This is a genomic window from Streptococcus parasanguinis (genome assembly GCF_015556095.1).
Lineage (GTDB): Bacteria > Bacillota > Bacilli > Lactobacillales > Streptococcaceae > Streptococcus > Streptococcus parasanguinis_Q.
Genome location: NZ_JADNLT010000001.1, coordinates 103,184 through 126,635, shown reverse-complemented (window position 1 = coordinate 126,635; position 23,452 = coordinate 103,184). Strand labels below are relative to the sequence as shown.

Below are 23,452 nucleotides of genomic sequence, written 5' to 3'. Positions count from 1 at the left end.
CCACTTTCTATTTCAATTTAGATTTTATAACTTGCAATTGGTGTTTGAGACTGGTATCCAACGTTTTATGATTGGCTGTCACGACAAAGCCACCAATTAAATCTGGATCGATCTTTTGTTGGATCGAGCGAACTTGAATCCCAAATTTTCTTTCGATAATGGGGATTAGCTTTTGCTCTTGAACAGGATCCAAACCAGCAACCGTCGTAACAGTGACGACAAAAGCGTTGCTCAACAGTTGAATCTGATCCAAACAAATCGTTACAATGTCATAAAATAAGGCTTCACGATGATTGAGAATAACCACTTCAATCAAATGGTCGAGTAATTGTGAATCCGAGGGTTGAAAAAGTCTGAGACTTTTTGCTTTCTCTTCATCCTCTACACCGATATGAGCTAAGAAGTTAGCAAGTCCAGTCTCCTCAAAAATCCCCTTGATTTGGGTCAATTTTTCAAAGACTAGATCTTGTTCTCCTTTTTCAAAGACCAATTGAACAAAAGGCTGGGTATATTTCTCAATCACCATCAGTTGCTTTTTGTCCATTAGGCTTCTCCTAATTCATCAAGATAGCGATCGATCAGTTGGCGTTGACCTTCAGCATCCAGCTGTTGGCTCAACAATTTGCTGGCAAGATTGACAGTGAGATCTGCCACATCACCTTTGATACTGTTCAATGCTTCTTCTTTGTTATGCGCAATTTCTTGTTGCGCTTTTTCTTTCAAACGTACTGCTTCTTGAGTGGCTTCTGAAAGGATCTGAGATTTATTCTTTTCTGCAGTTTCCTTTGCATTTTCGACGATAGACGCAGCTTCTTTGCGGCTACCTGCCAACTCTTCTTCACGTTTACTTGCTAGTTCCTCAGCTTTTTGACGAGCTGATTCAGCTCCATCAATATCATCTGTAATCTTTTTGGCACGCGCTTCTAAAATTCCATTGATATTGTTCCATGCAAATTTCTTTATTAAAAAGATTAATAATAGGAAGGAACCAGCAATGAGAATAAAGTCACCAATAATTTCACTCATTGATACATGCATTCTTCTACTCCTCCTCTACTTACTCTTCACCATTAATTTTCTTACCAATATAAATTGATGACAACATGGTAAACACATAGGCTTGGATACATGAAATGAAAATCGAAAACGCTGTCCACGCCATGCTTCCAATAAAGGCAAATGGATACCAATAAACAGCTTGATGCGACAAAGTCACAAGCAAGCTTGCTAGTACCTCACCCGCAAAGATATTTCCGAAGATCCGAAGTGCCAAGGAGGCAAAGTTCGTTAATTCTTCCAAAATATTCATGGGGGTCATAAATCCGGGTGTCACAAAAGCCTTTAAATATTCCTTCACACCACGTCTGCGAATTCCTTCTACATGGGCGATTAAGGTGATCAAAAATGAAAAGGCAAAGTCATAACCCAGGTTAGCGGTTGGTGATGTCCACAAATTGTAACCATTGGTCGTTTCGATTTTAGCCATCAATCCAATGTTATTGGCTACTAAAAGAAAGAGGAAAAGAACAAACAAGAACAAGGAATAGTCCTTTATGTAATGTTCCCCAATATTTCCTTTTGTAAAGCCTACGACAAAGTCATATGCGTATTCCAGCACATTTTGTTTGCCTTTTGGTCGGATCGACATTTTTCGACTGGCCCAATAAATGAAGCCAAAAACGGCGAAAACAGAAATCAGGGTCATAGCAAGTAGGGTCAAATTAAAAGATACAGGTCCAAGAGTAATCGTTGGATTGATACTTTCTTCCAAGGTTTGACACCTCCTTTTCTAAAATAGAAGCGTCTATTTGATAATAAAGGCCATAACCAAGGTTACGAAGAAAGTACCTTCGACAAAGGCAACACCAAGAATCAAGAGGCTACGCAATTGACCGATAATTTCTGGTTGACGAGACGCAGATTTCAATAAGCTACTCATCATCAAACCTTCTGCCAGTGATACACCAAAACAGGCTAAACAAAGACCTAAAAATGTTAAATTCATGATGAATTCTCCTTTTATAAATTTTACCTCCTTAGTTTACTCCTAAAAGATATAATAGTCAAATATTTCCTATAAAAGTAAGCGTTTTAGTGAAATTACGTTATTTTTTTAATATGATAATTTTTCCTATCTACGATTGATTTCTTTTAATTTTTAGACGCTTTGTCCACCTCTATTCATTTTTCCTTCTAAAAAACTCTCACCTGCTCAGCAGATGAGAGAATTCGATTATTTAAAGATAGACGTTTTGAAACTGTCTGTTTGTTGCAGTAATTTCTTAAAGATTTTTTCTTTCAAGGCAAGGGTATTGTCAAATTTGACAGAACCGTTACTTAGAGTAACCTTATCTTTATCCACTGCTTCAGCAAATGCACGTTTCAAGCCTTCATAGCTATTGTAGGTCTTCCCATCGATGTCAATAGCCTGAATTCCATTTTTGGCACTGGTCACCACTTCATTGAAGTAAGCTTTCTTCCAGTCTTCAAGGGTACTGAATCTTCCATCAGAAATCTTCTGAATGACGAAGTCATCTCCTAGAGTGGCACGTCCAGCTTGTTTGGACTCTTGTTTATACTTGTTTGAAGCATAACCCAGGAATCCTTTTTCATAGCCATAGTAACCCCAGAGTCTGAAGGTATTGTGTTTGAAGGACATGGCTCCAGGAGCCCCTTCACTGGTGTTCCCACCATAGATACCTGTCATCATCGGTACCGTCACATAGGCTGAACCAAAGTCTGATGGATTATAGACCCCGTTTCCAGGACCACGGTTGGTCATGAAATTGTTGGTGATGAGGTCATCTACTGTATTTAAAGCAATCGCTTTTTCCTCATCACTCAAAGCCCGAACCTTATCGAATTGATTCTTGGTGTTCGCTCCTCGGTATTGTTTATCAACCTTCTTGAACCAAGCATTGTTTAAGTCCTTACTATGTTTGTCCAATACAGCTTCCCCTTCTAGGTAATCCAGAAGCATGAGCGTATCGTTATAACCTTTCATGTAGCGATCAATCTCATCACGTGATTGAAGATTGTTTGGATTGGTATTGTACCATTGGTTGCCATCGTTAGGACGTTCATAGGCCATGTTGAGACCTAAGGCTTTGTATTCCCCATTTGGATTAGATACAGATGGTGTTTGGAGCATTCCTTGGGCAAAGGCTTCAATATCTGTTCCTTCGCGGTGTCTCCAACCACCTAAGTAAACCATACGGTCATTGACATGCGTCGTTTCGTGGGTAAAGGCAGAAACCCCAAAGTCACTAATCATATCGGTCACCATGAAGAAGACAGAGTCGTCTTTATATGGATTTCCGTAAATTCGAGCTACAGCCCCCATGCGCCAATCTGTCGCATGGTAACGATCGGTAGGCCCGTACAATTCACGGATTGGAGCGACATCTTTGCCACTATCTGTATGTCCATAACGATCTGTGCTAATGCCTTTATAGTTTTGGTTATCGAGAACAGGGGTCGGCACCATATTGTTGCTCTTCAGGAGCTGATTGCGAACCTTATCCGTTGCGAGACGTGACCAGAAATCCAGGTAATCCTGTTGTCCTTTAGCCACCTTGTCGATTTCCGCTTTGAAGGCATTTCGTTCCGCTTCCGTGTTCTTACCATATTTCTCGAAGGAACTATAGGCCATGGTATTGTAGGTTGAAATCAAGAACATATGGGCATCTTTTAAGTTCAAGAGTGGCAAGATAATTTTACCGTGAACATCATTGTTTAAGCCTTCGTATGCTCGATGTTTCTTATCGGCAAACTCAGGAGTTGTTGTTTTTGGCTCTACAATATAGACATTGTCTTTGGTTGCTTTGATAAACCAATCATTCAAGTCTGTGTCACTTGTAAAGAGCTCCATGTTGTACTTCAGGAAGTCATTAAGATTTCCAGAAAGAGTCGATTTAGCCACGACTTCACGGAAGGCATCATGGGTACGAGTTCCTTTGATATAGTCTTCTTTTGAACCGATTTCAATCAAGCGGTCTAAGACATCAACATTCTTACCATAGAAGTCTGGCTTGAACAACATGAGCTGTTTGAGATGGACATCATCAAACTTCACTCCGTAATAACGGTTGAGATAAGAGAGACCCAGGAGAACCGCTGCCTTGTTATCCTCAATTTTCTTGATAAGCGCCCGTTTGGCAGTCTCATCCGTGTTCAATTGATGGTCTTGGTTTTCAACCAGTTGTTTCACAAAGTGAGTCAGATTGTCTTTGACTTCTTGGAAGCTTTCTTCGAGGTAAAGGTTCTTAATGGCATTGACTTTGTTAGGTCCTGTTCTACCAAGATGAGTGTAGATTGGGTCAGATTGTAATTCGACGGGATTTAATTTATCAACGATCGCATGAATGAGATCACTCCGGTCTTTGTCCACCATATTCGGCGTGTAAACCACTTCACCGAGCTCCGCTACACTGTACTCTTTGACTTGTTTGACCTTAGAGTCTTTCGGTGTCATGCTAAAGATATCTTTTGTCTTATCCGCATAATGGATCAGGATGTGATCAGCATCAGCCAATTCTGTTACAAAATCATTGCCCTTCATGGCCGTCACAGACAAGACTTCCTTGGTCAAGAGAGGACTAGTCGCAGCCAATTTATTTCCTTGATCCACAATCCACTCTTTGTTGTAGAATGGTTGCAGTTTAGCAATATTGCGGTAAGCTAGCTCACGAGTCGCATCATAAGCAGTGATTGAATTGTATTGATCGTCTTTGTTAACAAGGTTATTAAGCGTATCTTCAACAGGTTTCGTGCTTTCAAATTTATCAGCAGTAATCCCCATTGCTTCAATTTTCTGCTCAGCTTCTGCAAGGGAAATGCTAGGGATTTTACGAGAGTTGTTATAGGTTTTCTTCCCTTCACTCACGCCCTCTACACTGTAGTTGCGCTTGGTTCTTGAATAGGTAAAGTAATCATCCGCGTCAATATCTGAGTGACCAAAGACCATCTCACCAGTTTTGACTTTCATCATGGTGATGTTGTCTTCAATAGTCCCCAAGGCCCAGTTGGTCCCTAGTAATCCACCAGACTGAACTGCTTCTTTGAGTTCAATTGAACCTTTAGCAACGGAGTTTCTGAGAACCCCTTCTTTACCCACTGTGTGGTTATTTCCACCATTTTGAGAGGAATAAACGAGACCTGCAGCTTTGGCTTTGTTCCCAGTGATTTCAGCATCAACGTAAGCTTTTTCAACGACACCTTTCCAGTTCTCACCAACAACACCCGCTAGATAGCCACCTTTGTTGCCAGTAGCGTGCAGTTTCCCGATAAAGGCAACATTGCTGACCTTCCCACTACCATCAATTTTATTGACGATCCCTGCTACGTCATTGTTCCCAACAACACTTCCTGTTACTTTAACATTTTCAACAGTTGCATTGTTTTTGATGACACCTGCGATTGGTGCTACTCGATCTGTCCCAGGTAGGTCAATATTGACATTTTCAAGCAAGAGATTCTTAACCGAGCCACCTTCGATGTTTCCAAATAATGGTCTTGTAATGTTATGGATGGCAAATTTATTTCCATCCGTACTTTCCAAAATTCCCTTGAAGGCATTGGTCACATAGGATTTCCCTGCTGGCTGGACATTAGCCGCATTCATATTGCTACCCAGTTTAAAGGTTCCAGTCGGATTGGCTTGCATGGCTTTTACAAGTTCGTTGAAATTGTAGTAGACATCACCTTCATGTGCTTTTGGTTTCGCAATATAGTGGATATAGTCCTCACTGAACTGGTTGTCCGCAGTCCGTTGGATGAGATCAGGAGCTTTGGCTGTTACTTTGTAGAGGGTCACGCCATCTACCGTTACTTCTTCGATTTTATCAACGGCCAGTTTTGTGACCTTATTATCATGGGTGGTAACCTTTAAGTAATAAGGTTTCACATCTGAAGGCGTTTCTGACAAGAGGCTACGATCAGTCTCAAGGCCTTGGTCATCCACGCTAATCAGACTAGTTTCCTTGATGTTTTTGACTTCAACTTTTTTAAGGTCAAGCCTTAGTGGTTCTTCCTTGAGAACTTCTTCTTCATCCCCATTTCCACGGTCATAGACCATGGTCGTTGCCAGCGTATAATCTTTGTAGTAGTCCAAGTCCGCTAAGGCAGCTGCCAAATCTGTCTCAGAAAGGGCAAAAGTTTTCACCACTTGATCACCCTTCTTCAATACAGCCTGGATGGACTTGATGGTCACACCGTCTGGTTTATCCAAATGATAAGTAGCTTTAGCACTGCGCTTCAATTCTTCCTTATCGACCTGGGTCAAAGTTAAGGTAGGCTTATCAAGTTCTTTGGTCCCTTGTTGAATGATCTGATCTTGGGCTTGTTCTACTACTTCTTCAGAAATTGTAGGAGCATCCGTTGTTTTGACACCTTTAATGGTCTTATAGACCTTGGTGATTTTTTTCTTCCCATTTTTACCGACTTGAGAAACCCTTTCGGTTCCTTTTAGCAAGGTGGCATCTTGTTCGGTTACCGTCTTAAATGGAATTTCTTCAAACGAAACATCCTCTGTTTGGCCTTCAATCGCCTTAGTCCCACGACTAATTTTTTCTGTCACAGGAGCTTTTACCGTTTCAGTTGTCGTACTGAGAGGCTCACCAATCTTCTCACCATTGACCGTCTTATAAACACGGCGAATTTCCTGGCTACCGGTCTCTCCTTTCTGAAGAAGGCTTTCTTCATCGGTATAACGATTGGCATCCGCTACATACTCGGTTGTATATGGAAGGAGCACCGTTTCTGTTTCTGTAACTGTTCCTTCCGTTATTTGGTAAACTGGGTTCTCAGGCTGAATTGGAGCTTCACCAACATGGCCTTCTTCCTGTGTTCCCTTGGCTTCCACTACTCCTGTATAGGCTGGATTCTCTGGCTGTACAGGAGCTTCACCAACATGGCCTTCCTCTTGTGTCCCTTTAGCTTCCACTACTCCTGTATAGGCTGGGTTCTCCGGTTGAACAGTAGCTTCACCCACGTGACCTTCTTCCTGCGTCCCCTTGGCTTCCACCACACCTGTATAGGTTGAGTTCTCCGGTTGAATAGGGGCTTCGCCAACATGGCCTTCTTCTTGTGTCCCTTTGGCTTCCACCACACCTGTATAGGCTGGGTTCTCTGGTTGAACAGGGGCTTCGCCAACATGGCCTTCTTCTTGTGTCCCCTTAGCCGTTACAACTGGAGAAGGATTGGGTTGAGGGGTTGGTTGGGCATCTTCTTTTGTCCCGACAGCAAGAATTTGTGAAACTGGTTCTTTGGTGACCTTGCTTTCAACGACTCTGCGAACTTCTTGTCCATCTACCACACTCACTTCTGTCAATAGGGTCCGCTCCCCATTTTGGCCAGCAGTCAGCACCTTGGTTTGCCCTTTGGCTAATGTAGGATCAGCTTGCTTGACGGTTTCAAATGGCACAGGCTCAGTAGAGACTTCCAGGCTTGGTTTTTCAACTTGAGGAAAGGCTGGAGCGACTTCTGGCGTCACACGCGCTTGTGGTTCCACTTGTGGAATCCCTGTACTTGTTTTGATCGTTCCTTCTACAGAAGGTTTCGTTTCCTGCATAGCCTTTGGCTCTTGTAAGCTCGTCTTTTGGACTGACGGGTAGCGCAAATAACCAATATAGTCATAGCCGTCAATTTGAATCACGCCATTTGCAAGATCTTTGCTCGATGCGATCGCAAGATCCTGATTATAGGCGCGCAAAACTTGATTTTGTAGGGCTGCGACTTCAACTGGAAGTAGAAGACTTTGTCCCATGGCTCCAATCAAAAGGACGCCCATGACCTTCTTCCGGTGCTTTTTAGAAAGTAAGAGGACCGCAAAGGAAGCTGTAGCTAAACTTAGGCCAAAGAGGGCAACTTCCTGACTTCCTGTTTGAGGAAGAACCGACTGAGTTACTTCCTTCTTCTTATAGACGAGATAGAAAGTATCTTCATTTTGATATGCTTCAGGGATTGCATGAATCACCTGTGCTTTTTCTTCAGCAGTCAGCTCTTCTTCTGTCACATATCCTAAGTGCACATGAGCAGGTAGAGTCATCTGATCAGCTTGGACAGGACGAGCTCCTAACAAGCTTCCTCCTAATAAAAAGGCTCCAATGGCTACCGGACCAACACCGACAGATAATTTTCGAATCGAATATTTGGTCATTTTTTCAAACGTTTGTTTCGCTTTTTTCATCCTAAAATTCCTATATAGTAATATTTAATCCTCGAGCAGGGACCTGATTATTTTTAGAGAGGCTGGGATCCTTTCCAGAAATAAGAACCTTCCCGGGATTTTTTACCTTTACCTATCTTATCTTTTTTCTTCTATTTTAGCAAGCTCTAAAACTCAAAAATATAAACCGTTTTCTTTATAGGAAGAAAGCAACACAAAAAAACGCCTCGAAAGGCGTTTGTATCATAGATCTATTTATAAAGATTGGTACAAATCATTGTATCGTTGACTAGCCGTATCCCATGAGAAGTCACGCGTCATAGCTTGCTCTTGGAGACCATACCAAGCCTGTTTGTCATTGTAGTAGACAGCCAAGGCTTCATCAACTGCCCAGTTGAACCAATAGCCAGACAAATTATTGAAGCTAAAGCCTGTTCCACTTCCATCAACAGCATTAAACGGTTGAACGGTATCACGGAGTCCGCCGACTTCATGCACCAAAGGAAGGGTTCCATAACGCATGGCCATCATTTGAGAAAGGCCACACGGTTCAAAGCGACTTGGCATCAAGAAGACATCCGACGCTGCATAGATTTCTTGAGCCAATTGGACATCAAATGTGATATTCGCTGAAAGTTTATCTGGGTAGGCTTGACCAAACCAAGCAAAGGCATTTTCAAATCCAGGATCTCCTGTACCGAGCAAGACAATCTGAATATCCTTTTGCAAAAGTTGATGCAACTCTTCTACCACCACATCAAAACCTTTTTGACGTGTCAAACGAGAGACGATCCCAAACAAAGGAACATCATCGCGAACAGGTAGACCAACACGTTCTTGAAGAGCTCGTTTGCTAGCTGCTTTACCTGAAAGATCTGAGAGACTGAAGTGATACGTCAAGAGTGGATCCGTTTCAGGATTATACAGATCCGCATCAATCCCGTTAACAATTCCGGTCACCTTGCCAGACTCCATTCGAAGGATCTGATCCAAGCCACAACCATATTCAGCAGTCATAATCTCATGCGCATAGCTAGGAGAAACGGTTGTTACACGGTCAGCATATAGAATACCAGCTTTCATCCAGTTCAGGCAATCATTCCACCGAAGCGTTCCATCTGCATAGCGTTCAAATCCAACTCCGAATAGGTCCCACAACATTCCTGGGTCGAACTGACCTTGGAATTCCAAATTATGGATGGTCAATACTGTTTTAATTCCATGATAAGCTTGAATCCAACGGTATTTTTCCTTCAGCAAGAAAGGAATCATCGCCGTATGGTAATCATGGGCATGAAGAACATCTGGAACGAAGTCAACTCGTTCCATCGTTTCTAAGGCCGCGAGCTGGAAGAAGGCAAAGCGTTCGCCATCATCGAAGTCACCATACACATGTCCTCTAAAGAAATAGTGTTGGTTATCAATAAAGTAAAAGGTGACGCCATCGCGCACAATGCGTTTCACACCAACATATTGACTTCTCCAGCCAACCTTGGTCTCAAAATGCAAGATATCTTCAATTTGATCTCCAAACTTAGCCTCTACCATATCATAGTAAGGGAGGATCACACGCACATCATGACCACTTTTCGCTAAGGATTTAGGAAGAGCGCCAATAACGTCTCCCAAACCACCTGTTTTAGAAAACGGTGCTCCTTCAGCTGCAACAAATAATAGTTTCATTAGACAATATCCTCTGTAACAATCGTTCCTTTTTTAACCACGACAGGTGCTTCTTCTGTCCCACGAATCGTCACACCAGCAGCCACTTCGACACCCTTATCCAGGATGGCATGTTCGACGATTGCATTTTCATGAATCACAACACCAGGGAAGAGAAGACTACTGCGGACCTCTGAACCTTGATGAAGGTGTACCCGACGTGAAACAACGGATCGTTCAACGGTTCCTTCTACAATACTACCCGAAGCAAATTGAGACGATTTAATATGTGAAGTCTTGGAATAATACGTTGGTTCTTCATTCTTCACTTTCGTATACACTTTTTGATTTGGTGAAAAGAGCTTCATGAATTTTTGGTTTTCCAACATATCCAAGTTTGCATGGTAGTAGGATTCCACTGAATGAATATTGGCAAGGTAGCCTGTATATTCAAAGGCAAAAGCATTGTATTCCACTGCCAAATCACGCAAGATATAGCGCAATTTTTGTGGGTATTCTTTCTTGGCTTCTTCTTCAATTTTTTCAATCAACCAAGGAGTGTCCACAATAAAGACATCTGTTGACATGTTGTAGACTTCGTCAGGATCCTTGCCATCAAAAAGTCTTTGCTCTGTAACATGGTCTGTTTCATCAATTTTCAAGACAGCATTGACTTCAGAGATATTTTGAAGATGCAACTTTTTGTAAACAACTGTAATCGGACGGTCAACGCTATTATGCAAGTGGAAAACTTGATTGAGGTCAATATTCATCAAAACATCACAGTTTAAAGCAACTGTTTGGTTGGAACCAGACCGTTTCAAATAGGTCAATAATTGTTGGTAGTATTCTGGCCCTACCGTTGTATTTTCAACTGGAGTATTATAGATTCCGAGGTAATAGTGGCTCAATAAAGTAGACAAGCCCCACTCACGACCTGAACGAATATGGTCAAAGACCGAACTAATATTTTCTTGTTGGAAAATCCCAAAAACACTACGAATACCAGCATTCGCAAGACTAGACAACGGGAAGTCAATCAAGCGGTATTTCCCATCAAACGGTAGGGAGGCTACCGGACGATGGCTGGTCAAAGTGGACATATCATGATACCCAACTGTATTTCCTAAAATGGCTGAATATTTATCAATCTTCATCTGTTGCTACCCCCACTTTTTCATTGTAACCGACAACTTGTACTTCCTCTGTTCCATCAATCACGACACCTTCTGCAATGATTGCACCTTCTCCGATAATCGCGCGTTTCACGACAGCTCCTTTACCGATAATGGCATTGCTCATCACGACAGCATCTTCAACAACTGCTCCTTCACGAACTTGAGCTTCTGTTGATAAGATGGAGTGTTTGACTGTACCGTCTACCGAACAACCGTCGACGACAAGAGAATCTTCGATGTGACCATGTTCTCCAAAGAAGTTTGGTGGTGAAATAAGGTTGCGTGAATAGATTTTCCAGTGACGATCGCGACTATCCAAGGCATTATTTGGATCGATATATTCCATATTGGCTTCCCAAAGAGACTCAATCGTACCAACGTCTTTCCAATAACCATTGAATTCATAAGCATAAACACTTTCGCCTGATTCTAGATACGTTGGAATGACATTTTTACCGAAGTCTGACATATCGATATCACTCTTTTCAGCAGCAACCAACATATTGCGCAGACGAGCCCAGTCAAAGATGTAAATCCCCATTGAAGCCTTAGTTGATTTTGGTTCAGCTGGTTTTTCTTCAAATTCGACAATCCGATTATTGGCATCTGTATTCATGATTCCAAAACGGCTTGCTTCCTTCAAAGGTACATCTAGGACTGCAACGGTCAAACTTGCGTTATTATCCTTGTGCGCTTGAAGCATGTCATCGTAATCCATCTTGTAAATGTGGTCCCCAGATAGAATCAAGACATATTCCGGATTGATGCTATCGATATAGTCGATGTTTTGAAGAATAGCATGGCTAGTTCCTTCAAACCAACGATTTCCTTCACTAGCTGAATAAGGTTGGAGAATAGACACACCCGTATTGATTCCATCTAAACCCCAGCTGGAACCATTCCCAATATGGCTGTTAAGGGCAAGGGGTTGATACTGTGTAATCACACCAACATTGTGAATTCCTGAGTTGGCACAGTTTGAGAGAGCAAAATCGATAATCCGATAGCGCCCACCAAATTGAACCGCAGGTTTCGCGATGTTTTTGGTTAATTTTCCAAGACGTGTTCCTTGCCCACCGGCAAGAATTAAAGCGAGCATTTCATTCTTCATTGACTACTTCCTCTTTTTAAAGCTTGGACTCCCTTAGAGTCAACCGATCATCATTTTTTATCTGATGTTTTAGATTTCGTTTTGCGAACCTTCCGTTTCACCTTCCAAATGCTAGCCCCTAAAGCCGGCAAAGTAAAGGTCAAAGTTTGTTCATAATCCTTCCACAGTCCATCTTGAGACTGAACTGTCGGATTGTGCTCTTTCCAGACACCTCCCCATTCTTCTAATTCTGTATTCCAAATTTCTTCATAGACCGCTGATACAGGCACACCAATCGTAAAGTCCTTGCGTTCTACTGGTGCCATATTGAAGACGCAAACCAAAAGATCGCCTTTACGATTTTTCCGGATCATAGACAAGACGCTCTGATCCCGGTTATCTGCATCAATAATCTCTAAGCCATCAAAGCTATCATCAATCTCCCACAATTCCTTGTGTTCTTTGTAGAAATGATTGAGCTGAGAAGTGAAACGACGCATCTTAGCATTCATTTCATCCTCTAGATTGCCCCATTCCAGTTGCTCTTCTGACTTCCATTCCAAAAATTGACCAAATTCTGAACCCATAAAGAGTAATTTCTTACCTGGATGGCAAATCTGATAGGTCAAGAGGTTACGGAGTCCAGCAAATTGATTGTAACGATCTCCCCACATCTTATGCATCAAACTCTTCTTACCATGCACCACTTCATCATGTGAAAATGGTAGTAAGAAGTTTTCAGAAAATGCATACATGAAACTAAAGGTTACCAGGTTAAAGTCAAATTTCCGGTAGATGGGATCTTCTTCGTAGAATCGAAGGATATCATTCATCCACCCCATATTCCATTTATAGTCAAAGCCAAGTCCACCTTCTTCTTCAGGACCCGTGATCTTTTGACCAGCAGAACTTTCTTCTGCAATCATCATGACATCTGGGTGTTCGTTCTTGATAATCGCATTCAACCGTCTAAGGAAATGAACGCCTTCGTAGTTGAGGTTTCCACCATCAATATTTGGTGTCCATGGACCACTATCGTAGTCAAGATAGAGCATATTACTCACAGCATCGACCCGAATCCCATCTAAATGATAGGTATCAATCCAAAACTTCAAACTAGAAATCAAGAATGACTGGACTTGATTCTTCCCTAAATCGAAGTTCAAGGCTCCCCATCCGTAGTTATGGGCACGATGTTCATCCTGGTATTCAAAGGTTGGTGTTCCATCATAATAAGCCAAGGCATCATCATTGATAATGAAATGTCCTGGTACCCAATCCACGATCACTCCGATATTGTTGAGGTGGCATTCTTCCACGAAGTCTTGAAACTCTTCTGGGCTACCATAAGTCTGCTCGAGTGCAAAATATCCCATGAGCTGATAGCCCCAACTCAAGCCCAATGGATGGGCCATCACTGGCATAAATTCCACGTGGGTGTAGTTCATCTCTACCAGATACGGAATGAGTTCATCTTTTAGTTGTTTGAAGGTGTAGGAACTGTGATCCTCATTTCGTTTCCAAGATCCTGCATGAACCTCGTAAATATTAACAGGTCGTTCCTTAAAACCAAGTTTTTTACGGCGTGCTCTCCAGAGACCATCTTTCCAGTTTTTCTCTGGAATGGTCTTAATAATAGATCCTGTATTGGGTCTCTTTTCCATCCATAACGCTAGAGGATCGATTTTTTGCACCTGATGACCATTTTGTCGAGTCACCAAATACTTGTATATATCTCCCTCTTTTGCATCGGAACAGAAGACTTCCCAGACGCCTCCTTCATTACGAACCATTGGAATTTTACGAGCTTCCCAATCAGTGAAATCACCAATCAGATCCACCGCCTGAGCATTGGGAGCCCAAACACGGAAGGTAAAGCCTTCTTGTTCTCCCCTTGTTTCCTTGTGAGCTCCTAAGTACTCTTGAAGATGGAAATTATCCCCTCTTCCAAATGTCCATAAGTCTGTGCTTCTATCCATATACTCACCTCTTTGCTTTTTGAAAGCGTTTTCTATTTGGTATTATTCTACTATAAAATCACTTAATTTTCAAGTTGATTCCTGTAAAATCATGTAAAATTATCAGGAAAAGTTTTTCCATTTTCTTTCCCGAACCTTTTCGATCCTTCCTTGGTCATCCTCCTTATCTTACTTACGATTATACTATATATATGAGGAAAATCAAACAAAAACCGAACATTTAAATCACTATTTTTATTACTAACTAGTTTATTACGAATAAAATGAACATTTTTATGAACAATGTAAAAAAAGACTAAGACAGATTTGTCTTAGTCTTGTTGAATTCTTAGTCTACGTTCACGTATTCTTTTGAAAGTTCAAGAACTTCTTCCATTGTTGAACATTCAGTAAGAGCACGGTTAGCGTATTCTTGCATTTTAGCTGTGTCGAGTTTCTTCATCAAGCTACGTGTACGAAGGACAGATGTAGCTGACATAGAGAACTCATCCAAGCCCATTCCGACAAGAAGTGGAACAGCAGTTTGGTCACCGGCCATTTCACCACACATACCAGCCCATTTGCCTTCAGCGTGAGCCGCCTTGATCACGTTGTTGATCAAACGAAGGATAGATGGGTTATATGGTTGGTAAAGGTATGAAACTTGTTCGTTCATACGGTCAGCAGCCATTGTGTATTGGATCAAGTCGTTTGTACCAATTGAGAAGAAATCAACTTCCTTAGCAAATTGGTCCGCAAGCATCGCAGCAGCTGGGATTTCAATCATGATCCCTACTTGGATATCATCTGCCACAGCAACACCTTCAGCAAGCAATTTCGCTTTTTCTTCTTCAAGAATACCTTTAGCTGTACGGAACTCAGTCAACAAAGCAACCATTGGGAACATGATCCGCAATTTACCGTGGACAGATGCCCGAAGCAAGGCACGCAATTGTGTACGGAACATTTGATTACCAGTTTCAGAGATAGAAATACGCAAAGCACGGTAACCCAAGAATGGGTTCATTTCTTTAGGAAGATCGAAGTAAGGAAGTTCTTTATCCCCACCAATATCCATTGTACGAACGACAACAGGTTTACCGTTCATACCTTCAAGAACAGCTTTGTAGGCTTCGTATTGGTCATCTTCTGTTGGGAAGTCTTGAGAATCCATGTACAAGAATTCTGTACGATAGAGACCAACTGCCTCTGCACCATTATCGTTTACACCTTCAACGTCTTTAGGGGTACCGATGTTGGCAGCCAACTCGAAGTGTTTTCCATCAGCAGTCACTGTTTGAGCATCTTTAAGGAGAGCCCATTCAGCTTTTTGTTTGGCATAAGCTTCACCAGCTGCTTTGAAGGCTGCGATTTGTTCTTCAGTAGGGTTGATCACCACTTCACCAGTGATCCCTGAAACAGCCAAAACATCACCATCTTTGACAAGTTCTGTAATGTTATTTGTACCCAAAACAGCTGCGATTTCAAGTGTACGCGCCATGATAGCTGAGTGACTGGTACGTCCACCGATGTTAGTAACAAAGGCTTTTACGTACTTTTTGTTCAACTGAGCTGTATCAGATGGTGTCAAGTCATGCGCTACCACGATTGCTTCTTCATTGATAGAAGCAGGGTTTGGCAATTTCTTACCAAGCAAGTTGGCAAGGACACGTTTGGTAACGTCGCGAATGTCTGCTGCACGTTCTTGCATGTAAGGATTGTCTTCCATTCCTTCAAAGATTGCAATGAACATGTCAGTGACTTCTTTCAAGCCTGCTTCTGCATTGATTTTTTTCGTACGAATTGTTTCTTTGATCTGACCAATCATTTCAGGGTCAGCAAGAACCATCATATGCGCATCAAAAACTTGCGCTGCTTCTTCACCAAGGCTTGCTACTGCATTCTCCCGAATAAGAGAAAGCTCGTTTTGTGAAGCTTCAAGAGCTGCATCCAAACGAGCTTCTTCTGCACTTGTATCTTCGACTGAAACAGTCTCAAATGATAAGTCTGGTTGAATGAGCAAATATGCCTTAGCAACGGCAACACCGTCAGATGCTGCAATTCCTTTTAGCATTTTTGTCATATTTTTAAGCCAATCCTTCTTTAGTCATTGTTTCTGAAATAGCTGCGATTGCATCATCAGCGTCAGCACCTTCAGCAGAAATTACAACGTCAGCACCTTGACCAACACCAAGGCTCATAACACCCATGATTGATTTCAAGTTAACTGATTTACCTTTGTATTCAAGAGTGATGTCTGATGCAAATTTGCTAGCAGTTTGAACCAACAAAGTTGCTGGACGTGCGTGGATACCTGTTTCTGCCACGATGTGGAAATCTTTAGAAGCCATAATTGGACTCTCCTTTTAAAAAATAGTTTTTGAGTTACCTTTTGATAACCCTTACAATTTGGTATTATATCATCTTTTGAAATTTTTTTCAAGATTTTTATCACTGACTTACAGAAAAAGACTGCGAAAAATCCCAATTTAGATACATTCTAAGAAGTACCTGAAGAATGGAGAACAAATCTTTTCAATTTTCTACTATATTATAAGTAACATTTTCCTCCGCTTTCAAATAAAAAGAAGCAAGTGTACCACAGGATATTGATTCACAAAAAAATTATAACTAATTAAAGATGCTTTAAAGCCTATTCCTATCCCATTTCTTGGAATTTCTCAATTTCCGTTCACCACAATATATTGTGTTTTAAAAACCCCATTTCATATCTTTGCACAATATTTAGTTTTATTTTGTTGACAAGTTGCTGGATTTTGTTTATACTGTTTACAGATTTATATTTCGATAGGAGAACGAAAAAGAAATGGTAACCATTTATTCAAAAAATAATTGTGTTCAATGCAAAATGACCAAGCGATTCCTCGATAGCAATCATGTGGAATACCGCGAAATTAACTTAGATGAACAGCCAGAATTTGTAGAGCATGTTAAGAACCTTGGCTTCAATGCTGCTCCAGTTATTCAAACACCGGATGAAGTATTTTCTGGTTTTCAACCAGCTAAGTTGAAGAAACTTTCTTAATAAACACAGTATTTTGCTTAAATAGGGTCTAGCGTTAGCAACCTAACACTAGACTTTTTACTTGGAAAGAGAGGACTTCTCCTCTTCATTTTTTTGAACTAGAAAAGGATTATTATGGGATTAAAATCTCTTGAAGATGTGACGTATTTTCGTCTTAACAATGAAATCAACCGTCCAGTAAACGGCCAAATCATGCTTCATAAAGATAAAGAAGCTTTGGATGCGTTCTTTAAAGAAAATGTTGTACCAAATACTAAAACCTTTGACTCGATTACAGACAAGATTCAGTACCTTCTCGAGCACAATTACATTGAGAGAGCTTTTATCGAGAAATACCGTCCTGAATTTTTAGAGGAATTGGCCCAATTTATCAAAGATCAAAACTTCCAATTCAAGTCCTTCATGGCGGCCTACAAATTCTATAACCAATACGCTTTGAAAACAAATGATGGAGAATACTATCTTGAAAGCATGGAAGACCGTGTCTTTTTCAATGCTCTCTATTTTGCTGATGGAAATGAAGCTATCGCGCGAGACATCGCAAACGAAATTATCCACCAACGCTACCAACCAGCTACTCCTTCTTTCTTAAACGCTGGACGTGCCCGCCGTGGGGAATTGGTATCATGTTTCTTGATCCAAGTAACCGATGATATGAATGCGATCGGACGTTCCATCAACTCTGCCCTTCAACTGTCTCGTATCGGTGGTGGGGTTGGGATTTCTCTCAGCAACCTTCGTGAAGCTGGAGCACCAATCAAAGGGTATGAAGGAGCCGCTTCTGGAGTGGTTCCAGTTATGAAACTCTTCGAAGATAGCTTCTCTTACTCTAACCAATTGGGACAACGCCAAGGGGCTGGGGTGGTTTACCTCAACGTCTTCCACCCAGACATCATCGCCTTCCTTTCAACTAAGAAAGAAAATGCTGATGAAAAAGTTCGGGTGAAGACTCTCTCACTTGGGGTCGTCGTGCCAGACAAGTTCTACGAGTTGGCGCGTAAGAATGAAGAAATGTACCTCTTCAGCCCATACTCTGTGGAACGTGAATACGGAGTACCATTTAACTACATCGACATCACTGAAAAATACGATGAGTTGGTTGCTAATCCAAATATCCGCAAGACTAAAATTAAGGCACGTGATTTGGAAACTGAAATTTCTAAATTGCAACAAGAATCTGGCTATCCATATGTAGTCAACATTGATACTGCTAACCGGGCAAACCCTGTTGATGGAAAAATCATCATGAGTAACTTGTGTTCAGAGATCCTTCAAGTTCAAGAACCAAGCTTGATCAACGATGCCCAAGAATTTGTTCAAATGGGAACAGACGTCTCCTGTAACCTTGGTTCAACCAACGTAGTTAACATGATGACTTCACCTGATTTTGGTCGTTCGATTCGTGCCATGGTTCGTGCTTTGACCTTCGTTACAGATAGCTCTCATATCGTAGCCGTTCCAACTATTGACCACGGAAATAAACTGGCGCATACCTTTGGTCTTGGAGCCATGGGACTTCATAGCTACCTTGCCCAACAATTGATCGAATACGGATCACCGGAGTCTATTGAGTTTACGAGCATCTACTTCATGCTCATGAACTACTGGACTCTCGTAGAATCAAACAACATTGCGCGCGAACGTGGTGTTACCTTCCACAACTTCGAAAAATCTGATTATGCCAATGGTACTTACTTTGATAAGTACACGACTGGAGAATTTGTACCAAAATCTGATCGCGTCAAAGAACTCTTTAAAGATATCTTTATCCCAAGTGCTGAGGATTGGGCAGAACTGCGTGCTAAAGTTCAAGCAGATGGTCTTTACCACCAAAACCGCCTAGCTGTCGCACCAAATGGATCTATCAGCTACATCAATGACGTATCTGCTTCTATCCACCCAATTACACAACGGATTGAAGAACGCCAAGAGAAGAAAATCGGTAAGATCTACTACCCTGCAGCAGGATTGTCAACGGAAACGATTCCTTACTACACTTCTGCCTACGACATGGATATGCGAAAAGTCATCGATGTCTATGCTGCTGCAACTGAGCATGTAGACCAAGGTCTTTCACTGACTCTCTTTATGCGCAGCGATATTCCAAAGGGTCTTTACGAATGGAAAACTGAAAACAAACAAACCACTCGTGACTTGTCTATCCTTCGGAACTACGCCTTTAACAAGGGTATCAAGTCTATCTACTACGTCCGTACCTTTACAGATGATGGTGGAGAAGTTGGCGCCAACCAATGTGAAAGCTGTGTCATCTAATCCGCTATCCTAGATAGCTATCAAAAGTCGGTTCGCCGACTTTTTGTGCGGTATTCTATCAATTTATGGTAGAATAGTAACGATTGAATGAATAGAAAAAGAAAGTGATGCAAATGGAAACATACTACAAAGCCATTAACTGGAATGCGATCGAAGATGTCATCGATAAATCGACCTGGGAAAAACTGACAGAGCAATTCTGGTTGGATACACGTATCCCTTTGTCAAACGACTTGGATGACTGGAGAAAGTTATCTAATAAAGAAAAAGACCTAGTTGGTAAAGTCTTTGGGGGATTAACCCTTCTAGATACCATGCAATCTGAAACAGGTGTTCAGGCTCTTCGTGCGGATATTCGTACTCCCCATGAAGAAGCTGTCTTTAACAACATCCAATTTATGGAATCTGTCCATGCTAAGTCATACTCTTCTATCTTTTCTACTTTGAATACCAAGTCAGAAATCGAAGAGATTTTCGAATGGACCAACACCAATCCTTTCCTTCAAAGGAAGGCAGAAATCATCAACGAAATCTATCTCAATGGGACTCCCCTTGAAAAGAAAGTCGCCAGCGTTTTCCTTGAGACCTTCCTCTTCTACTCTGGTTTCTTCACACCTCTCTACTATCTTGGAAACAACAAATTGGCCAACGTAGCTGAGATCATCAAGTTGATCATTCGGGACGAATCAGTTCACGGAACCTATATCGGCTACAAGTTCCAACTTGGATTTAACGAATTACCAGAAGACGAACAAGAGAAACTCAAAGAATGGATGTATGATCTTCTCTACACCCTCTATGAGAATGAAGAAGGCTACACAGAGAGCCTCTATGATGGTGTTGGCTGGACTGAGGAAGTCAAGACCTTCCTTCGCTACAACGCTAATAAAGCCCTCATGAACTTGGGACAAGATCCGCTCTTCCCAGACTCAGCAGATGACGTTAACCCAATCGTCATGAACGGAATCTCAACCGGTACTTCTAATCACGACTTCTTCTCTCAAGTCGGAAATGGTTACCTTCTCGGTGAAGTAGAAGCTATGCAGGATGACGATTACAACTACGGCCTATAAGACAAAAACCTTTCCAGATGGAAAGGTTTTTAAATATAGACAACCTATTGTTTTACATAAAACAGATAGATGATTTTCAAAAAATGACTTTTATTTTTTGAAGATTAAAAACTTTCCGCCGTGAGAAAAGTGCTAGAAACAATCATGTTTCTAGCACTCGGGAGTTTTGGAACCTTAGGTCCAAAACTAAGTCATGGAACTTCTTTGAAGTTCGCTGACGTCCGTACTCACCTAAGAAAAGTTTTTTAGAAGACTTTATCTTCAATCTGAAACCTTTCCAGACGGAAAGGTTTTTTTGTTGCAATCTTTTTCTAATTGGATCTGCTTCTTTTTTGAAAAAAGAGGTTGAACAAACATCCAACCTCTCCTATTATTACAATTTACCTGCTACGGCATCCAACAATTCTTGGATCTTCGCTTGGTTGCTTCCTCCTGCCATGGCCATGTCTGGTTTACCACCACCACGTCCATCGACGATTGGAGCCAATTCTTTGATCACATTGCCTGCATGCACTTCTTTTGTCTTGCTGGCAACAAGGACATTGACCTTGTCACCGATGGCTGCGACAAGAACAAGCACATCAGAGTAATCTTTTTGTTTCCAGTTATCCGCAAAGGTACGAAGGGCACCTGCATCTGATACAGAAACTTGGCTGGCAATATAACGGTGTCCGTTTGCTTCTTGAACATTCTTGAAGACATCGCCTGCTGCCGCTGCTGCTGCTTTTTCCTTCAATTCTGCATTTTCTTTTTGCAATTGACGGAGTTGTTCTTGAAGACCTTCAACCTTGTGAGGGACTTCTTTGAGTTGAGGTGCTTTCAAGGTTGCTGCGACTGCTTTCAGTGCATCTTCTTGTTCACGATAAGCTTCGAAGGCTTCCTTACCAGTCACTGCCAAGATACGACGAGTTCCTGATCCGATCCCTTCTTCTTTGACAATCTTGAAGAGTCCAATTTCAGAAGTGTTACCTACGTGAGTACCACCACAAAGCTCTACTGAGTAATCACCGATAGTGACAACACGGACTTCTTTACCGTATTTTTCACCAAAGAGGGCCATGGCTCCCATTTCTTTAGCAGTATCGATATCTGTTTCAATCGTTTCGACTGCGATCGCTTCCCAAATCTTTTCATTGACTTGTTGTTCAATAGCGCGCAATTCTTCAGGAGTTACGGCTTGGAAGTGGGTAAAGTCAAAGCGAAGGAATTCTACTTCGTTGAGAGATCCTGCTTGGGTTGCGTGGTTACCAAGGATATTGTGAAGAGCGGCATGGAGCAAGTGAGTTGCAGTGTGGTTCTTCATGACACGATGACGACGATTGGTATCGATCGCCAAGGTGTATTCTTGGTTCAAGGCAAGAGGAGCAAGAACTTCAACAGTATGAAGTGGTTGTCCATTTGGTGCCTTTTGTACATCTGTTACAGTAGCTACGACATTTCCTGTAGCATCCAAGATTTGACCATGGTCCGCAACTTGTCCACCCATTTCAGCGTAGAATGGAGTTTCTGCAAAGATCAGTGATGCAGTCCCTTCTGATACAGCTTCTACTTCAGCATTATCTGCTACGATAGCCACCAACTTAGAAGGCAATTGGCTGGCATTGTAGTTGAAGCTACTTTCAACTGTAATGTTTTGAAGGGTTTCATTTTGCATCCCCATAGATCCACCTTTGACAGCAGATGCACGCGCACGTTCTTGTTGTTCCTTCATAGCCGCTTCAAAACCGTCACGATCGACCGTCATTCCAGCTTCTTCAGCGATTTCTTCTGTCAATTCTACTGGGAATCCGTATGTATCATAAAGTTTAAAGACATCTTGACCAGCAATCACTGTTTGACCTTTAGCTTTCAAGTCTTCAACGATGGTTTGGGCAAAGTGTTGACCAGAGTTCAAGGTACGAGCAAATGATTCTTCTTCACTCTTGATGATTTTTTCGATGAAGTCTTGTTTTTCAAGTACTTCTGGGTAGTAGCTTTCCATGATCTTCCCAACGGTTGGAACCAATTTATACAAGAAGGTTCCTTCGATCCCCAATTTTTGCCCATGCATGGAAGCACGACGGAGGAGACGACGAAGAACGTAACCGCGTCCTTCATTACCTGGAAGAGCCCCATCACCAATCGCAAATGAAAGCGAACGGATGTGGTCAGCAATCACCTTGAAGCTCATGTTATCGCCATCTGGATCATAGGTCTTACCAGACATCTTTTCCACTTCACGGATGATTGGCATGAAGAGGTCTGTTTCAAAGTTGGTCTTCGCTCCTTGGATAACGGCTACCAAACGTTCCAAACCAGCGCCCGTATCAATGTTCTTGTGTGGCAATTCCTTGTATTCGCTACGAGGAACAGCAGGGTCTGCGTTAAATTGTGACAAGACAATGTTCCAGATTTCGATGTAACGGTCGTTTTCGATATCTTCTGCAAGCAGACGAAGACCGATATTTTCAGGGTCAAAGGCTTCTCCACGGTCAAAGAAGATTTCTGTATCTGGTCCAGAAGGCCCTGCACCGATTTCCCAGAAGTTGTCTTCGATTGGGATCAAGTGACTTGGATCTACCCCAACAGCGATCCAACGGTTGTATGAATCCTTGTCATCAGGGTAATAGGTCATGTAAAGTTTGTCTTTAGGGAAATCAAACCATTCCGGACTTGTCAAAAGCTCATAAGCCCAGGTAATGGCTTCATCACGGAAGTAATCTCCGATAGAGAAGTTCCCCAACATTTCAAACATGGTATGGTGACGGGCAGTTTTCCCTACGTTTTCGATATCGTTGGTACGGATGGCTTTTTGCGCATTGGTAATCCGTGGATTTTCAGGTTTGATGGTTCCATCGAAGTATTTTTTAAGAGTGGCAACCCCTGAGTTGATCCACAAAAGCGTTGGGTCGTTTACTGGAACCAAGCTAACAGATGGTTCTACAGAGTGGCCTTTGCTTGCCCAGAAATCAAGCCACATTTGACGGACTTGTGCACTAGATAATTGTTTCATATTTTTCTCCTA

15 protein-coding genes are annotated in these 23,452 nt (G+C 41.9%); 3 read left to right on the top strand and 12 right to left on the bottom strand.

Going from position 1 to position 23,452, the window contains the following annotated elements; all coding sequences use genetic code 11:
* Positions 1-7: 7 nt before the first annotated feature.
* The 11 genes from I2E70_RS00555 to I2E70_RS00505 all read right to left on the bottom strand — a co-directional run bounded on the left by I2E70_RS00555 (position 8) and on the right by I2E70_RS00505 (position 16,406).
* On the bottom strand, positions 8-544 hold the full coding sequence (locus I2E70_RS00555) for a F0F1 ATP synthase subunit delta (protein ID WP_024055549.1): 537 nt from the start codon (positions 542-544) through the stop codon (positions 8-10).
* Positions 544-1,038, bottom strand: a complete 495-nt coding sequence (gene atpF / locus I2E70_RS00550; RefSeq protein ID WP_155168944.1) for a F0F1 ATP synthase subunit B — start codon at positions 1,036-1,038, stop codon at positions 544-546. The genes I2E70_RS00555 and atpF overlap by 1 nt, the downstream gene beginning before the upstream one ends.
* 19 nt (positions 1,039-1,057) lie before the next feature.
* Positions 1,058-1,771 carry a F0F1 ATP synthase subunit A gene (gene atpB, locus I2E70_RS00545; protein ID WP_024055550.1) on the bottom strand — a complete coding sequence of 238 codons (714 nt, stop codon included), beginning with the start codon at positions 1,769-1,771 and terminating at the stop codon, positions 1,058-1,060.
* A gap of 33 nt (positions 1,772-1,804) precedes the next feature.
* On the bottom strand, positions 1,805-2,005 hold the full coding sequence (locus tag I2E70_RS00540) for a F0F1 ATP synthase subunit C (RefSeq protein ID WP_003006433.1): 201 nt from the start codon (positions 2,003-2,005) through the stop codon (positions 1,805-1,807).
* 228 nt (positions 2,006-2,233) lie between these two features.
* Entirely contained in the window at positions 2,234-8,188 is a 5,955-nt protein-coding gene (locus I2E70_RS00535; protein ID WP_195422921.1) for a ZmpA/ZmpB/ZmpC family metallo-endopeptidase, read from the bottom strand.
* Between the two features lie 234 nt (positions 8,189-8,422).
* Positions 8,423-9,850, bottom strand: coding sequence for a glycogen synthase GlgA (gene glgA, locus I2E70_RS00530; protein WP_195422919.1), 1,428 nt, complete (start codon positions 9,848-9,850; stop codon positions 8,423-8,425).
* A complete protein-coding gene (glgD, locus tag I2E70_RS00525; RefSeq protein ID WP_003006422.1) occupies positions 9,850-10,986 on the bottom strand; it encodes a glucose-1-phosphate adenylyltransferase subunit GlgD in 1,137 nt (378 codons plus the stop codon). The genes glgA and glgD overlap by 1 nt, the downstream gene beginning before the upstream one ends.
* Positions 10,976-12,118: a glucose-1-phosphate adenylyltransferase gene (locus I2E70_RS00520; protein WP_003002477.1), complete on the bottom strand. Its 1,143-nt coding sequence runs from the start codon at positions 12,116-12,118 to the stop codon at positions 10,976-10,978. The genes glgD and I2E70_RS00520 overlap by 11 nt, the downstream gene beginning before the upstream one ends.
* 50 nt (positions 12,119-12,168) lie before the next feature.
* Complete coding sequence (gene glgB, locus I2E70_RS00515; RefSeq protein ID WP_031573435.1) at positions 12,169-14,076, bottom strand: 1,4-alpha-glucan branching protein GlgB; 1,908 nt, start codon at positions 14,074-14,076, stop codon at positions 12,169-12,171.
* 328 nt (positions 14,077-14,404) lie between these two features.
* A complete protein-coding gene (ptsP, locus tag I2E70_RS00510) occupies positions 14,405-16,138 on the bottom strand; it encodes a phosphoenolpyruvate--protein phosphotransferase (RefSeq protein ID WP_049474827.1) in 1,734 nt (577 codons plus the stop codon).
* Between the two features lie 4 nt (positions 16,139-16,142).
* On the bottom strand, positions 16,143-16,406 hold the full coding sequence (locus I2E70_RS00505) for a phosphocarrier protein HPr (protein WP_003006411.1): 264 nt from the start codon (positions 16,404-16,406) through the stop codon (positions 16,143-16,145).
* Positions 16,407-16,882: 476 nt separating this feature from the next.
* Here I2E70_RS00505 and nrdH point away from each other — a divergent pair, with 476 nt between their 5' ends.
* The 3 genes from nrdH to nrdF all read left to right on the top strand — a co-directional run bounded on the left by nrdH (position 16,883) and on the right by nrdF (position 20,448).
* Positions 16,883-17,101: a glutaredoxin-like protein NrdH gene (nrdH, locus tag I2E70_RS00500; RefSeq protein ID WP_003006408.1), complete on the top strand. Its 219-nt coding sequence runs from the start codon at positions 16,883-16,885 to the stop codon at positions 17,099-17,101.
* Positions 17,102-17,215: 114 nt separating this feature from the next.
* Positions 17,216-19,375 (top strand): class 1b ribonucleoside-diphosphate reductase subunit alpha, encoded by a 2,160-nt coding sequence (nrdE, locus tag I2E70_RS00495; RefSeq protein ID WP_031573442.1) that lies wholly within the window; start codon positions 17,216-17,218, stop codon positions 19,373-19,375.
* Between the two features lie 113 nt (positions 19,376-19,488).
* On the top strand, positions 19,489-20,448 hold the full coding sequence (gene nrdF, locus I2E70_RS00490) for a class 1b ribonucleoside-diphosphate reductase subunit beta (protein WP_195422917.1): 960 nt from the start codon (positions 19,489-19,491) through the stop codon (positions 20,446-20,448).
* A 373-nt stretch (positions 20,449-20,821) separates the two neighbouring features.
* Here the strand turns inward: nrdF and alaS are convergent, their stop codons facing one another.
* A complete protein-coding gene (alaS, locus tag I2E70_RS00485) occupies positions 20,822-23,440 on the bottom strand; it encodes an alanine--tRNA ligase (RefSeq protein WP_049483478.1) in 2,619 nt (872 codons plus the stop codon).
* Between the last annotated feature and the right edge of the window lie 12 nt (positions 23,441-23,452).